General features: G+C 63.3%; 12 protein-coding genes. 8 read left to right on the forward strand and 4 right to left on the reverse strand.

What is annotated here, in order from left to right:
• Positions 1-6 precede the first annotated feature (6 nt).
• The 8 genes from GEV39_RS07795 to GEV39_RS07830 all read left to right on the forward strand — a co-directional run bounded on the left by GEV39_RS07795 (position 7) and on the right by GEV39_RS07830 (position 7,826).
• A complete protein-coding gene (locus GEV39_RS07795) occupies positions 7-2,268 on the forward strand; it encodes a chemotaxis protein CheA (RefSeq protein WP_173888070.1) in 2,262 nt (753 codons plus the stop codon).
• 46 nt (positions 2,269-2,314) lie between these two features.
• Positions 2,315-3,439 carry a protein-glutamate methylesterase/protein-glutamine glutaminase gene (locus GEV39_RS07800; RefSeq protein ID WP_173888072.1) on the forward strand — a complete coding sequence of 375 codons (1,125 nt, stop codon included), beginning with the start codon at positions 2,315-2,317 and terminating at the stop codon, positions 3,437-3,439.
• Entirely contained in the window at positions 3,439-4,179 is a 741-nt protein-coding gene (locus tag GEV39_RS07805; RefSeq protein WP_009681920.1) for a flagellar motor protein, read from the forward strand. The genes GEV39_RS07800 and GEV39_RS07805 overlap by 1 nt, the downstream gene beginning before the upstream one ends.
• A gap of 3 nt (positions 4,180-4,182) precedes the next feature.
• The gene (gene motD / locus GEV39_RS07810) at positions 4,183-5,040 is read left to right on the forward strand and encodes a flagellar motor protein MotD (protein WP_009681921.1); all 858 of its coding nucleotides are present in this window, start codon (positions 4,183-4,185) and stop codon (positions 5,038-5,040) included.
• A gap of 182 nt (positions 5,041-5,222) precedes the next feature.
• The gene (locus tag GEV39_RS07815) at positions 5,223-6,011 is read left to right on the forward strand and encodes a ParA family protein (protein WP_173888074.1); all 789 of its coding nucleotides are present in this window, start codon (positions 5,223-5,225) and stop codon (positions 6,009-6,011) included.
• Positions 6,011-6,937: a CheW domain-containing protein gene (locus tag GEV39_RS07820; RefSeq protein WP_173888076.1), complete on the forward strand. Its 927-nt coding sequence runs from the start codon at positions 6,011-6,013 to the stop codon at positions 6,935-6,937. The genes GEV39_RS07815 and GEV39_RS07820 overlap by 1 nt, the downstream gene beginning before the upstream one ends.
• Positions 6,938-6,949: 12 nt before the next feature.
• On the forward strand, positions 6,950-7,429 hold the full coding sequence (locus tag GEV39_RS07825; RefSeq protein WP_003254393.1) for a chemotaxis protein CheW: 480 nt from the start codon (positions 6,950-6,952) through the stop codon (positions 7,427-7,429).
• A 1-nt stretch (position 7,430) separates the two neighbouring features.
• Positions 7,431-7,826 (forward strand): DUF2802 domain-containing protein, encoded by a 396-nt coding sequence (locus GEV39_RS07830; RefSeq protein WP_173888077.1) that lies wholly within the window; start codon positions 7,431-7,433, stop codon positions 7,824-7,826.
• Between the two features lie 44 nt (positions 7,827-7,870).
• Here GEV39_RS07830 and GEV39_RS07835 read toward each other — a convergent pair whose 3' ends face one another.
• From GEV39_RS07835 to fliK, 4 genes are all read right to left on the reverse strand, one after another.
• Positions 7,871-10,630 (reverse strand): dermonecrotic toxin domain-containing protein, encoded by a 2,760-nt coding sequence (locus GEV39_RS07835; RefSeq protein WP_173888079.1) that lies wholly within the window; start codon positions 10,628-10,630, stop codon positions 7,871-7,873.
• An 88-nt stretch (positions 10,631-10,718) separates the two neighbouring features.
• Entirely contained in the window at positions 10,719-13,451 is a 2,733-nt protein-coding gene (locus GEV39_RS07840; protein ID WP_173888081.1) for a dermonecrotic toxin domain-containing protein, read from the reverse strand.
• A 59-nt stretch (positions 13,452-13,510) separates the two neighbouring features.
• Positions 13,511-13,864 (reverse strand): EscU/YscU/HrcU family type III secretion system export apparatus switch protein, encoded by a 354-nt coding sequence (locus GEV39_RS07845; protein WP_173888082.1) that lies wholly within the window; start codon positions 13,862-13,864, stop codon positions 13,511-13,513.
• Positions 13,861-15,417, reverse strand: a complete 1,557-nt coding sequence (gene fliK, locus GEV39_RS07850) for a flagellar hook-length control protein FliK (RefSeq protein ID WP_173888084.1) — start codon at positions 15,415-15,417, stop codon at positions 13,861-13,863. The genes GEV39_RS07845 and fliK overlap by 4 nt, the downstream gene beginning before the upstream one ends.
• Between the last annotated feature and the right edge of the window lie 34 nt (positions 15,418-15,451).

The following is a 15,451-nucleotide window of genomic DNA, read 5'->3' on the forward strand; positions in this document are numbered from 1 at the left end:
CCTTTGATGAGCTTCGGCGCCGATGAAGAAATCCTCCAGGATTTCCTGGTAGAAGCCGGCGAAATTCTTGAGCAACTGTCCGAGCAATTGGTCGAGCTGGAAAGCCGGCCCGACGATGCTGACCTGCTCAATGCGATCTTTCGCGGTTTCCACACTGTAAAAGGGGGCGCCGGCTTCCTCCAGCTGAACGAGCTGGTGGAGTGCTGCCATATCGCTGAGAACGTGTTCGACGTGCTGCGCAAAGGTGAGCGTCGGGTTGACGCGGAGCTGATGGACGTAGTGCTCGAGGCACTGGACACGGTCAACAGCATGTTTGGCCAGGTGCGCGAGCGCGCTGAAGTCACGCCGGCAACCCCCGAGTTGCTGGCAGCCTTGGCGCGCCTTGCCGAGCCGGGTGCGGCGCAGCCGCAGGGTGGCGAGGAAGCGGTGGTGCCGGTGGCTGCGGCGCAAGCGCCTGCTGCGGCACCGGTTGGGGACCAGGAGCAGCACCAGGACATCACCGACAGCGAGTTCGAGCAGTTGCTCGATTCGCTCGACGCGGTCAAGGCACAAGCTGCGGCCGAGGAACAGCTGCAAGGCGAGCGCGTGAGTGGTGGCGGTGATGAAATCACCGATGCCGAGTTCGAATCGCTGCTCGACCAGTTGCATGGCAAAGGCCAGTTCACTGCCGAAGTCGCAGCGCCGGCTGCTGCCGTCAGCCACGAAGCGGCCAGTGACGAAATCACCGATGCCGAATTCGAGTCGCTGCTCGACCAACTGCACGGCAAAGGCACCTTCCAGGTCGACGCCCTGCCTGCCGCCAAGGCGGCACCTGCCGAGGTGGCGCCTGACAGCACCGCCAGCGCCACCAGCGACGAAATCAGCGAGCATGAATTCGAAGCGCTGTTGGACCAGTTGCATGGCAAGGGCAAATTCGGCGGTGACGTCGCTGCAGTCCAGGCCCCGCCTGCGGCCAAGGCGCCGGCAGCGGCCAAGCCGGAAAGCCCAGCTGCCGCCAAGCCAGCTGCTGCGCCTGCGCCTGTGCCCGCGGCTGCAAGCAAACCTGCTGCAGCCGCGCGCACGCCGGCCCCGGTCGCCGACAAGCATGCGGTCAGCGAAGCGGAAACCACCGTACGCGTCGACACGGCGCGCCTGGACGAGATCATGAACATGGTCGGCGAACTGGTGCTGGTGCGTAACCGCCTGGTGCGCCTGGGCCTGAACAGCGGCGACGAGGCCATGTCCAAGGCCGTGTCCAACCTCGACGTGGTCACCGCCGACCTGCAAACCGCGGTGATGAAAACCCGTATGCAGCCGATCAAGAAAGTCTTCGGCCGCTTCCCGCGCCTGGTTCGCGACCTGGCGCGCCAGTTGAAAAAAGAAATCAACCTCGAGCTGGTCGGTGAAGAAACCGACCTCGACAAGAACCTGGTCGAGGCCCTGGCCGACCCGTTGGTGCACTTGGTGCGCAACGCCGTCGACCATGGTATCGAGATGCCCGATGAGCGCGATGCCGCAGGCAAGCCGCGCACTGGCCGCGTGGTGCTGTCGGCGGAGCAGGAAGGCGACCACATCCTGTTGTCGATTTCCGACGACGGCAAGGGCATGGACCCGAACATCCTGCGGGCCAAGGCGGTGGAGAAGGGCCTGATGGACAAGGACGCCGCCGAGCGTCTGAGCGAGTCGGACTGCTACAACCTGATCTTCGCCCCGGGGTTCTCGACCAAGACCGAGATTTCCGACGTGTCCGGGCGTGGCGTGGGCATGGACGTGGTGAAGACCAAGATCTCCCAGCTCAACGGTTCGATCAACATCTTCTCGGCCAAGGGCCAGGGCTCGAAGATCGTCATCAAGGTGCCGCTGACCCTGGCGATCATGCCCACCCTGATGGTGATGCTGGGCAACCAGGCATTCGCTTTCCCGCTGGTCAACGTCAACGAGATCTTCCACCTCGACCTGTCGCGTACCAATGTGGTCGATGGCCAGGAAGTGGTGATCGTGCGCGACAAGGCACTGCCGTTGTTCTACCTCAAGCGCTGGCTGGTGCAAGGCCAGGTGCATGAAGAGCAGCACGAGGGCCACGTGGTGATCCTGTCGGTCGGCACCCAGCGCATCGGCTTTGTCGTCGATCAACTGGTAGGCCAGGAAGAAGTGGTAATCAAGCCGCTGGGTAAGATGCTGCAAGGTACCCCGGGCATGTCCGGGGCCACCATTACCGGTGACGGTCGGATTGCGTTGATTCTCGACGTCCCGAGCATGCTCAAGCGTTACGCCGCGCGGCGTATTTGATTTCGGTGGCGCACCCTGGCAGGTTGCGCCGCCTAATGGAGTGTTTATGGCAGTCAAGGTCCTGGTGGTGGATGATTCCGGTTTCTTCCGCCGCCGCGTCTCGGAGATCCTCTCGGCGGATCCTACGATCCAGGTAGTAGGTACCGCGACCAACGGCAAGGAAGCGATTGACCAGGCGCTGGCGCTCAAGCCCGATGTCATCACCATGGACTATGAAATGCCCATGATGGATGGCATCACTGCGGTGCGGCACATCATGCAGCGCTGCCCGACGCCGGTGTTGATGTTTTCCTCGCTGACCCATGAGGGCGCCCGGGTCACCCTTGATGCTCTGGACGCGGGGGCGGTTGATTACCTGCCGAAGAACTTCGAGGACATTTCGCGCAACCCCGACAAGGTCAAGCAACTGCTGTGCGAAAAGGTGCATACGCTGGCGCGTAGCAACCGCCGGTTTGGCAGTTACGCCAGCCCTGCGCCGGCCGCAACGCCGGCACCTGCCAGCAGCCATGCGCCGGCGGCGGGTGTGGGCAGCCCGGCAGCGGCGCGCAATGCGCTGCCGGCCCGGGCCCCGGCAGCCGCGCCGGCGCCGGCTGCGGCACCTAAACGCAAGCCTTACAAACTGGTGGCCATCGGTACCTCCACCGGCGGCCCCGTGGCCCTGCAGCGGGTCTTGACCCAGCTGCCGGCCAACTTCCCGGCACCGATCGTGCTGATCCAGCACATGCCGGCTGCGTTCACCAAGGCGTTTGCCGAACGCCTGGACAAACTGTGCCGCATCAGCGTCAAGGAAGCCGAGGACGGTGACATGCTGCGCCCAGGCCTGGCCCTGCTTGCCCCGGGTGGCAAGCAGATGATGGTCGATGGCCGTGGCACGGTGAAGATCCTGCCGGGCGATGAGCGCCTGAACTACAAGCCGTGCGTGGACATCACCTTCGGCTCGGCGGCCAAGTCGTATGGCGACAAGGTGCTGTCGGTGGTGCTGACCGGCATGGGTGCCGATGGCCGCGAAGGCGCGCGCCTGCTCAAGCAGGGCGGCAGTACGGTGTGGGCCCAGGATGAAGCCAGCTGTGTGATCTATGGCATGCCCATGGCCATCGTGAAGGCCAACCTGGCCGACGCGGTGTATAGCCTGGACGAGATCGGCAAGCACCTGGTAGAGGCCTGCCTCTGATGGATGTGCTGAGCCTGATCGGCCTGATCCTCGCCTTTGTTGCCATTGTCGGTGGCAATTTCCTCGAGGGTGGCCATGTCGGTGCCCTGGTCAATGGGCCGGCGGCATTGATCGTGCTAGGCGGCACCTTGGCGGCAGCACTGCTGCAGTCACCGCTGGCCTCGTTCAAGCGGGCCCTGCAGATTCTGCGCTGGATCCTGTTCCCGCCCAGGGTCGACCTGGCGGGCGGCATCGACCGGGTTGTGAACTGGAGCCTGACGGCGCGCAAGGAAGGCTTGCTGGGCCTGGAAGGGGTGGCCGACAGCGAGCCCGACCCGTATGCACGCAAGGGCTTGCAACTGCTGGTCGACGGCGCCGAGCCAGAAGCCATTCGCAGTATCCTCGAAGTCGACTTCCTGACCCAGGAAAGCCGCGATATCCAGGCGGCCAAGGTGTTCGAGAGCATGGGCGGGTACGCGCCGACCATCGGAATCATCGGTGCGGTCATGGGCCTGATCCACGTGATGGGCAACCTGGCCGACCCGTCGCAGCTGGGCAATGGCATTGCCGTGGCCTTTGTCGCCACCATCTACGGTGTGGCCAGCGCTAACCTGGTGCTGCTGCCGATCGCCAACAAGCTCAAGGCCGTGGTCATGCGCCAGTCACGCTATCGCGAAATGCTGCTTGAAGGCCTGTTGTCGATTGCCGAGGGTGAAAACCCGCGCTCGATCGAGCTGAAGCTGCAAGGCTTCATGGAGTAACCCATGCGCCGCCGCCGTCATACCGAGGAACACGAAAACCACGAACGCTGGCTGGTGTCGTACGCCGACTTCATTACCTTGCTGTTCGCATTTTTTGTGGTGATGTACTCGATTTCGTCGATCAACGAGGGCAAGTACAAGGTCATTTCCCAGGCGCTGCTCGGGGTGTTCAACGACCCTGAGCGCAGCATGAAGCCCATCCCTGTGGGCGAGGAAAAGCCATTGACCGTGCGCCCGGCCGAGCCGCTGGTCAACGACAGCGAGCAGACCGAAGCAGGCCTTGCTGCAACCAATACCGACCCGCTGAAGACCATCAGCGATGACGTGCGCGATGCCTTTGGCGACCTGATCAAAAGCAACCAGATGACGGTGCGCGGCAACGAACTGTGGATCGAGATCGAGCTCAATTCATCGCTGTTGTTCGGCAGTGGCGATGCCATGCCCAGCGACAAGGCGTTCGCCATCATCGAGAAGGTGGCCGATATTCTCAAGCCGTTCGCCAACCCGGTACATGTCGAGGGTTTCACCGACAACCTGCCGATCCGCACCGCGCAGTACCCGACCAACTGGGAGCTGTCGTCGGCGCGGGCAGCGAGCATTGTGCGCCTGCTGGCCATGGAGGGGGTGAACCCGGCCCGCATGGCCTCGGTCGGCTATGGCGAGTACCAGCCGGTGGCCAGCAATGACACTGCCGATGGCCGCGCGCGCAACCGTCGGGTGGTGTTGGTGATTTCCCGTAACCTGGAAGTGCGCCGCAGCCTGACGGGCTCGGGCAGCGCCAATGCAACACCGGATGCTGCCTTGCGCCGGGCTGGCACACAAAGTGCACCGGCTACGCCAGCAACGGTGGCGGGGCAGTGATTCGTCAATTCTCTGGCACTGCTACAAGCACAATTTTGAATCTGACGCCGTCCCCTGTGGGCGCGGGCGAGCCCGCGAAGCAGGCGACGCGGTGATTGGCACCGGCTTCGCCGGTGTTCGCGGGCTCGCCCGCTGCCACATTGAGCGCACGAGCTTTCAAATCAATACATAGAGTTTGCTTGATGAGAGTCTGGGCAGTAGCCAATCAAAAAGGTGGCGTCGGCAAGACCACCACGACCATCGCTTTGGCCGGCCTGCTGGCCGAGGCCGGCAAGCGCGTGGTCGTCGTCGACCTGGACCCGCACGGTTCGATGACCAGTTACTTCGGCCACAACCCTGATGCCCTCGAGCACAGTTGCTACGACCTGTTCCTGCACAAAGGCAGCGTGCCTGAGGGGTTGCCGGGGCAGCTGCTGCTGCCCACCAGCGACGAGCGGATCTCGCTGTTGCCGTCGAGCACCGCGCTGGCCGTGCTGGAGCGTCAGTCGCCGGGGCAGAATGGCCTAGGCCTGGTGATCGCCAAGAGTCTGGCGCAGTTGTGGCAGGATTTCGACTTTGCCTTGATCGACAGCCCACCCTTGCTCGGCGTGCTGATGGTCAATGCCCTGGCCGCCAGCCAGCAGTTAGTGGTCCCGGTGCAAACCGAGTTTCTTGCGGTGAAGGGGCTTGAGCGCATGGTCGCGACCCTGGCCATGGTCAACCGGTCACGCAAGCAGGCGCTGCCGTACCAGATCGTGCCAACGCTGTTCGACCGCCGCACCCAGGCCTCGCTGGGCACCCTCAAGCTGCTGCGTGACACTTACGGCCAGCATGTATGGCCGGGCTACATCCCGGTCGATACGCGCCTGCGCGACGCCAGCCGCAAGGGCGTGACGCCCTCGCAGTTCGACGCCAAGAGCCGTGGGCTGGTCGCCTACCGGGCACTGCTCAAGCACTTGTTGACCTACAAACCCGCAGCGCAGGTGGCCTGATGACCCAGATCCGGTACACCGGCACCCGGCCACAGATGGCCTTGCAATCGTATCTGGATGGCCTGCTGCAGGAGGCCACCGAAGACGAGGCGCTGTTGCAGCCACCCGTCGAGCCCGCTGCAGCCGATGACTTCGCTGAAGCCGTGCGCGAGGAGCAGGCCCGCGATGCCCGCCAGCCGCAACCCGCCGAACCGCTCGTGGCCGTTGCCCGCCCTGCGCCTCGGCCGTTCGCCGAACCCCGCCTGGCGGTGCTGCCCAGCGTGATGCCGGTAGACCCGCCGGTGGTGACGGTGGTCGAGCACGATGTGGTGGCCGAGGCGGCCATACCGGTGCTGGTCGAAGCACCTGCGCTGGAGCCGGCGCTGCCACTGGTCGACGTGCACCTGCCAGCGCCGCCCGTGCCACCGGCCACTGTCGACGGCCGCCCGGCCTGGGCCGCCGAACCCTTCGAGTGCCTGTTGTTCGATGTCGCCGGCCTGACCCTGGCCGTACCGCTGGTGTGCCTGGGCTCGATCTACACCCTGGCCGGCCAGGAGCTGACACCGCTGTTCGGTCAGCCCGAATGGTTCCTTGGCATCCTCACCTGCCAGGCGGGCAACCTCAAGGTCCTGGATACGGCGCGCTGGGTGATGCCCGACCGCTACCGCGACGATTTTCGCCAGGGCCTGCAGTACGTGATTTCGGTGCAGGGCTACGAATGGGGGCTGGCCGTGCACCAGGTCAGCCGTTCGTTGCGCCTGGACCCGTCGGAAATCAAATGGCGCAGCCAGCGTGGCCAGCGCCCGTGGTTGGCCGGCACGGTTATTGAACACATGTGTGCATTGCTCGATGTTGCTGCACTGGCCGAGCTGATCGCCAGCGGCGCAGTCAAGCAGCTGCACGACAAACAAATGACACCGAACACAACCGCCAGAAAGCGGATTTAGAGGGCTAGGGGAATGAAAAAGTCGTCTGCACAAGGTTCTGAAGATCCAATCCTGCAGTGGGTAACCTTCCGGCTGGACAACGAGTCCTACGGCATCAACGTGATGCAGGTGCAGGAAGTGCTGCGTTACACCGAGATCGCGCCGGTGCCGGGTGCGCCAAGCTACGTGCTGGGCATCATCAACCTGCGAGGCAATGTGGTAACGGTGATCGATACCCGCCAGCGCTTTGGCCTGATGCCGACCGAAGTCACCGACAATACCCGTATCGTCATCATCGAGGCCGACAAGCAAGTGGTCGGTATCCTGGTCGACAGCGTGGCCGAGGTGGTCTACCTGCGCCAGTCGGAAATCGAAACCGCGCCGAACGTGGGTAACGAAGAATCGGCCAAGTTCATCCAGGGCGTGTGCAACAAGAACGGCGAACTGCTGATCCTGGTCGAACTGGACAAGATGATGACTGAGGAAGAGTGGTCCGAGCTGGAGAACATCTGAGTTGATCTTCGAGGTTGCGGTAATCTTTCTGGCATTGCTGTGGGCCTTGAGCCTCTGGTTTTTCCTCAACTACAGCAAACGCCAGCGCGAAGTGGCCGCGCAGCAGGCCATGGGCGATGCCTTGCGCGACCAGCGCATCAAGGACCTCGCCAAGCGCCTGGATGACTACCAGAACGTCACGGTGCGCATGGGGGAGGCGCTGCACGAACTGACCGTGGCGGTTACCCCATTGCCGGACCGGATCCAGCAACTGGAGCAACGCGACCCTCATAATGTGACGTTCTCCCAGGCAGCCAAGCTGGTGGGCATGGGCGCCAGCATCGCCGAGCTGACCGAGAGTTGCGGCCTGACCCAGGCCGAGGCAGAGCTGATGAGCAAGCTGCACCGTAGCGACTGAGCCTGGCGGGCCACTTCAAGGCCCGCTCAGGCCTGCGCCCAGGCTCAGGTCTGGACCCAGGAGTGATTGCCGCCCACCGTGGCGATGCGGTTGAGCGGCAATTGCTGGTGCACGGCCTCCCTCAACGCGCTGCCGTTGATGAAGGTGGCGGTATTGATACGCGGGATGTTGTACAGGTTGACCATCTGGCGCAAGGTTGCCAGATTGGGCAATTTCTGGTCGATCACGTCGCTGAGCAGGCGGGGGCCGGTCAGGTAGCTCAGGCGGCTGGCATAACGGTAGAAGTTCAATGGGTCTTCGGCCAGGCTAGGTCTGTGGTCATAGAAGTCCGAATGGATGCGGAAGCGGGCGTGCATTTCCTCGCTGATCGCCTCCAGGGTCGGGTTGCCAGGGTGGCTACCGATCTGGCTGGTGTTGTACAGGCAGTTCATGCTCAGTTTCTCGTTGGCCATCGGCGGCGGCAGCAGCAAGCCGTCGGGCGGGATGCACAGGTCCACCTCATTGATCGCTTCGGTGGGCGTTGCAGGTGGTTCGCCGTGCTCGGGTTGCCCGGCCTTGCCTGGCACCCGTAGCGTGTCGTCGACATCCATGTACAACCCCCCTTCATGGTGCAGCAGCGGGTAGCGCAGCACATCGCTCGCCGACGCATAGTTGGTGGCCACGCCACCATTGCCATCCAGCGCCGCGTCGTACTGGGCATAGTACTTGGTCTGCTGGAATGCCCTGAAGAACGCTTGTTCTTCCAGGGGTAGCACCTGCAGCCCCGGCGCTTGTTCGGCCAGCAGACGCAGGTTTTCTTCGTAAGCGCCAGGGTTGGCCGTGGACAGGAACAGGCGCAGGTTGTAATCACTGTTTTCCAGCGCCGCGACATTGTGGGCAAGGTTGCTCAGCAAGGCCGGGCGCAACGTCTTGTCACCTACCCAGAGACAGGAAATCCGCTTGGGGATGGGCATGCTGTTGGCGGGTGCGCGTGGTATTTCGCTTGGCAGCACCAGGTCGATACCCAGCGCGCGCAGGGTGGCAGTGCGCATCGCATCGGTGACGATGCGTTCGGCCGGTTCGGGTACCAGGCCGCCAGCGTCAGGGCTCGCCACGTAGCCAACGGGCTCAACGTCGTTAACGTCCTCGTCAAGGATGAAGACATCCCGCTCGAGGTCATACACCAGCTCCTTGATATAGTCGTCGATCACCGATTCCAGGGTGTCCGGCATGCCGTTGTACCTCGGCCTGCGGATCACGGCCTCGGCAGTTAGCGGGTCTGCCTGCGGCAGCGGCGGGATCGGTTCGCAGACATGGAAGTAAGGGGCACCTTCAGGCGCTGGGGCCAGCAGTACGGGGGGGCGTACTGGGCTCAATGGGTAACCTATCTGGTCGTTGAGCCGAATCGGCGGCACGAAGCCATCGCTCTTGAACTGGAACAGTGCCGAGGCTTTGGACGCCCCTGTCAACAGCAATGGCACGGCATTGAACAGCCCCCAGGTGATGTTGGCTACCCCCTCCTGCCGTGCCTGCAGAGTCTTGCCGTTGAGCGCTTCATCCAGGCCAAGGCCTAACTGCGCAATGCCACCGAGCGCCAGCACCGGCGCCAGGCCTGGCACCACCAGGCACAGCGGTGCCAGTAAATTGAGGGTGGTGAGCAGGTAGCCCCGCCACTTGGCTTTGCTGACCTGGCTGTCGCTGGTGATGATGTAGTCGGCGTCATCCAAGCTGCGTTGGCGTTGGCGCTCGGCCAGCGCCTGGAACAAGTCGCCGGTGATCCTCGGGTTGTAGCGGCTCGGCCGGTAGTTGACGTAGGTGCGCGGCGGCCAGATGCCGTCATCGTTGAACATGCCGTGTTCCGGTGGCAACACGTGGCGCCGGGGGTACTCGGCCAGCCCGTCGAGTGCGGTATCCAGCCCGCTGAAGTCCACGCCCTGTGGCCTGTCGGCCAGCCGGAAATGCTGTTTCAGGGCTTCACGCTTGAGTGGGTCTTTGCACTGCTCGCCCACCCAGTCCTTCAGCGCATTTTCGCTGGCGAACTCCAGCAAGGGTGAGCTGTTGCCGGGTATGTAGAGCACTGTCAGGTCCGTGCTTGGGTTGCACAGGTAAAGTAGGTCGGTGGCGGCGTAGCCATAGATGCTCAAGGTGCTCATGCGCAGCTTGTCGACCCGGGGCATCAACTCGGCGGCTTGCCACAGCAATTTCCGTGCGGCTTCGCTGAGGCTGCCTTCGCTGACCTGCTTGTTGCAGGCGGCAATGAAGTTGAGCTTGCACGCCAGGCGGTGTGCGCTCATGTGCTCGCGCCAGTAGGTGTGCAGGGTGTTCTTGAATGGCGCCTGGAAGTCCAGGTTCTCGATGAATTGCTGGAAACTTTCGGCGGCTACCGGCACATGGGTAGTGGCGTCATAGCGCGGTGGTTCGGTACGCCGGAACAGCCCATTGAAGACCGAAAATTCGGCGCCATAGTGGTTGAAACCCCGGGCGGGCAGGGCGTTGACGATCCGCACCGGGCCTTCTGGCAAAGTGCCGGCCCAGGGCGCACGGAACAAGGCGCCGAACAGGTCGTTATTGCTTTCGCCCTGCCAGTTGCTGAGCACGGCCTGGCTCAGGCTGACGCATTGCCTGACCTCTGCCAGGCTGCCGCCTTTGCGGTCGGAACGGTAGTGCAGGGTCACCACATCGACCCGGTCGGGGTCGAGGTCATGGCCCTGCTCGGCGAACCATTGCTTCACGGCCTGGCTGGCCTGGCGATCGGGCCGAGGGACATGGTTCAAATGATCGCGGACATAGTGCACGCCAGTGGCGTTGATCCCGGTAGTGCCCATCGTGGTTACCTTGCGTGAGTGGGAGCTGCAAGGTTGCAGGATGCTGCTGCACGCCAGTGGTAGATAACTACATACGCCCGCTATGGCGTCATCTGGTGTATCGCCAACTATGCGCGCGCCCCGTTTCGATGTAGCGGTCCAGGGGGGCATGCTCACGAATCAGTTGGCTCAACCGGCTAGGTTGAACGGTGTGGTGCATCTGATAGACAGGGGATACCAGCAGCTTGCACAGCTCGCGTAACTGTCTGAGCCACGGCAGCCGGGCGTCGATGACATCATTGAGTACCCCTGGCCCGGTCAAGCGGTTCAGCCGCCTGGCGTAGGCGTTGAACGCCACGGGGTTGAGGACCCCATCGGGCCGTTCGGTGTAAAACGTCGGGTCTTGCTGGAAGCGTTTCAGGATCTCGTCGGAAATCGCGTCCAGTGTCGGGTTACCAGGGTGGCTGCCGATCATGCTGGTGTTGTACTTGATGTACATGCCCAATTGGTCGTTGGAAACGGGAGGAGGCAGCAGCAAGCCATCGGCGGTCGTGCGCAGGGTTTGCCTGGCCAGGGTTGCACCGCCCGATTCCGATGCGGCATTGAGCAGACGGTCGTCGGCATCGAGATACAAACCACCGAAATGCTTGAGTAAGCGGTAGCGAAGGATGTCGCACGCCGAGCTGAAATTGGTCATGCCCGGGTGGGTGACCCCCAGTGCGGCCTGGTACTGGGCGAAGTAGGCCGAACGCGCGAACGCCTGGTAGAACGGCTGGTCTTCAAGGGGCAGCACGCTTAGGTGAAGCGACTCGTTCCTCAGCAGCGTGAGGTTGGCGGTGTAGGCCCTGGGGCTTTGCCGCGAAAGAAACAGCTGGTACTGGTACTCCGTATTTTCCAGGGCCTTGGCGTTATGTGCGAGCGCCTCCAGAAAGACGTCGGAAATGGCCTTGTCACCCACCCATATGCTGGAAACGATGCGGGGAATTGGCGTGCGCTCCAAGGCGTCGAACTGGTCGTAGTCGATGGGTAGATCCAGCTGGATGCCTAACTGCTCCAGGGTGGCCATGCGCTGTGCGTCGGTGACGACGCGGTGGGCGTTGGCCACACGGACCAGCCACGCAGATGCGCCGGGGTCGATCATCCAGCGCTCATGGGGTGCCTGCAGGTAGTCGGACAGTTTGATGAAACTGTCGGTGTGCACGTCGTACATCACAGGCTGCAGTTCGATGCCTCGGCTGGACTGGAATGCGCCCTCGAAGTAGTGGTTCAGATCATCGGCCACACGTGTCACCACGACGCGCGCCGGGGCCTGTGAAATGTGTGCCGTCTGGCGGAACGCCGCTTGTGCCGGTACCCACTCGAACGTGTCCGTCGGCAGGCTCGCGTTGGCCGTTTTGCCCAGCAGCTCGGCTAGCTGGGAAGGCCGCACCAGCCCTGGCCACCAATATTGGAACGGCTGGCTGGCGCGGGCGACGCCGACAGGCAAGGGCAATGCGTTGAACAGACCGAAGGCTTGGTTCTCGACCCCTTGAGCTTTCTCGTTCAGCGAATGACCGTTGATCATCTGGTCCATGCCCAGGCCGAATTGGGCCAGGCCACCCAGTACCATCACCGGAATGAACCCCGGTAGCGCTACGCATAAAGGCGCCAGTATGCACTGGGCAAAGTTCAGGTAGTTCGCCCAGCGCGTCGTGTCGACCTGGCGGTTGGTGATGACGCGGTAATCCATATCGGCGTAACTGCGCTGCTTCTGGCAGTCAGCCAGGTGGACGAACAGGTTACCTGTGATGGGCGGGTTGTCCGTCGAAGCCCCGAACTCGATGGTAGCTTCAGGATCCCAGACACCGCTGGTGGCAAAGCCTGGACGATTCACGGGCAGGTGATGCGCAGCGGGATAGCAGCCAAGCCCTTCCAGGGCGGTGATCAGGCCGCTGAACTCCAGGCCGTCGGGCCAATCGGCAGGTGAGAAACACTGCTGCAACCACTCGCGGCGTGCTGGGTCTTTGCATTGTTGGGCAAACCAGTGCTTGAGCGCGGACAGGTTTGGGAACTCATGTAAAGGCGACGCGTTGCCCGGTATATGGAGCACAACGGTGCTGCTGTCGTCGGCCGTGATGTAGATGATCGATGTGCTGTAATAGCCGTATACATTCAGCAGGCGGGTCTTTATCGCGCGGGTGTCCTGTGGCAACAGGCCCACGGCCTGCCAGGCCAGGCGCCAGGCAGCGAGACTCAGGCTACCCTCGCCGACCTGATTGTTGCAGGCGGTGATGAAGGCAATTTCCAGTGCGCGCGCATAGTCGGCCTGGCTTTGCTGCCAATAATTGTCCAATTGCGTCTTCAGGCGAGCGTGCAGGTGCAAACCCCATACATAGTCCTGAAAGACCTCGGCACGGATGGGCAGCAGGGTCGCCGGGCTGAGCTCCTGATTCGCGGTACGTTGATAAAGGCCGTTGAATACGCGATAGGCAGACGCGTTGGAAAGCAGGGGTGGGGGTCGCATCCGGTCGACAAACGTCACGGCTTCCCGCGGTGCCATACCCGCCCAATCGCCAATCCGAAAACTGCCATTGGCTGGCTCACCTTGCCAGTTGCCCAGCAGGGCATCGGTCAGGCTGGTGCGTTGAATCACCTTGGCCTGCGGAGGTAGCCAAGGTTGGCCCTCTTCGCGCTCTGCGTCCTGGTAGTGGAAGGTGACGACGTCGATGTCAGCGGGGGACAGGAGCACACCGCGTTGCGCAAGCCAGTCGCGCAATAGCTTGTCGGCCAATGTGTCGGGGCGCGGCATCTGGGCCAGCGCACTGTGCAACAGGCGCTGCTTCATGGGTTGTGGAAGGTTCATCGTTGGGTGTCCGTGGCTTTCGGCGTTGCAGGGTAGCCAGCGGGCACACCGCTCAAGTGCTAATTAATGCTGTCATCCGCTGGCAGAACGCTCATCAGCGGGGGCGCTGGGGTAATGTCGCGCTCGCCCGGCGGCTCGTCGTCGAAGCCCACGGGCACCTTGCCACGCAGTTGCCAGGCAAAGGCGATGATTTCGGCGATGGTCAGGTACAGCGCTTCGGGGATCTGCTCGCCCAGCTCCAGGCGGGCCAGCAAGCGGACGAGCTCGGCGTTTTCATAGATGGGAACGTCGTGCTCGCGGGCCAGGGCCAGTATGGCGTCGGCTACGCTGTCGTCACCTTTGGCCGTCAGGCTCGGCGCCTGCTGGCCATCGTAGCTCAAGGCAATGGCCTGGCGGGGTTGTCGGTCGTTCATGCGTTTTCGTCCACCCAGCGTTGTTCCACTCGTGTACGGGGCCCTTGCGGTGGGATACCCGCACGGCATTCCAGGTCGCCGACCTCCAGGCCGCGGGCAAGCAAGCGTTCGCGCAGGCTGCTTAGCTGGCTGTCGATCAGGCGCGCGGTCTGCTCGCGCTCGGCCCACAGTTGGCCCGACAGCTGCCCTTGATTCAACTGGGCCTGGACCTGCATGGGGCCCAGCGGGGGCAGGTCGAAAGCCAGGTCGATACGCCAAAGGGCTTGCAGCGAGTCGCGTGCTTCATGTTCACGATCGGCCTGCTGCCGTGGCGTTTCTTCGCGCTGCACTTTGACCTGCAAGGGGATGAACTCCTGGCCGTGGCGAATCGGCACTTCGGTTTGCCACGTGGTCTGCAGGTTGCCGTTTTCCAGTGTGCCGCTTTGTTGCAAGCTGCTCATGGCGTGACTCTGCAGGCGGGAAATGGCCGCTGCGGCCAGGCGCAGCAGCTGTTGCAGGTCGCCTTCGTCTTCCAGCGCCTTCAGCAACCGCGACGGCAGCGGGAATGCCCCGGGCTGTGGCTTGGGGCTCACCCGTTCGAGCATGCCCAGGGCGCCGCGTGCCACGGCGGGCATGGTCACGGCCAGGCTGTCCGGGGCCAGGCTTGGCGTACCGGGCGGCAGGCTCGGTGCCTGCGCCACCAGCTGCAGCAGGTGTGCCTTGAGGTCGGTGGCGACACTGGCAGGGAAGCCGCCCAGCAATTTTGCTTCAAGGAAGGCACCGCTGTTGCTCAGGGCTTGTGCCACGCCTTTGGCGTCCGCCAGTTGCCGTACGTCCGGCAGGCCGGCCAGCAGGCGTTCGGCACTGGCGCGCAGGTCGCCAGGGGCATCGGCACTGCGGGTGAGCTGCTGCAGCGCGTCGAGCAGGCCGGGCAGCGAGGCCTGGCGGTTCTGTTGGGTCATTAGCTGCTGAGCAATGCTCAGCTGCTCCTGCCTGCCACTCAGTGGCACGAAGCGCAGTGACTGATCGCTTTGCACCAGCGCGCTCAGCAGGCTGCCAACGACCAGCGGGCGGGGGCTGTCGATGCTCAGCGTGGCACCGGCCTGGGCGCTGTTGAGCAAACTGATCAATGCCCGATAGACCGGCGCCTGCCCAGGCGCCTGGGGCAATGCCTGGTTGGTCAGGACCTTGCCTTGCAAAAGCGTGCCGACAGATAGCTGGCGGGTATCCAGGCGGGTCAGGGTGGCGGCCTGGCTGGCAGCGGCCTGCTGCAATAAGATGGCCAGGCGATTGCCTTCGGTCTGGCTGACGGTAACCTGGCTACCTGGGGCCAGGGGTTGGCCGGCGCTCGCCTGCAGTTGGGTCTGTGCGCCGTTGGCCTGGACCAGCCGTAGGAGCAGCTGGAACTCCTGGCCGGTCTGACGCAACGCCAGCACGTGGGCTTGCGCGGTTTCACCGGGCGCCAGCAAACCGGGCTGGGGCTGGACCAGCCGCAGGGTCTCGCCGGTCATGGCCGCCTTGGTGGCTTGGTTGCCAAGCGCAGTTTGTGCGCCAAGACTATTGATTTCAGTCATGATTGTATACAACCTGTCGAACCCGGCCTCTTGG

Origin of the sequence: Pseudomonas sp. NY5710 (assembly GCF_013305665.1) — a bacterium.
Classification (GTDB): Bacteria; Pseudomonadota; Gammaproteobacteria; order Pseudomonadales; family Pseudomonadaceae; genus Aquipseudomonas; species Aquipseudomonas juntendi.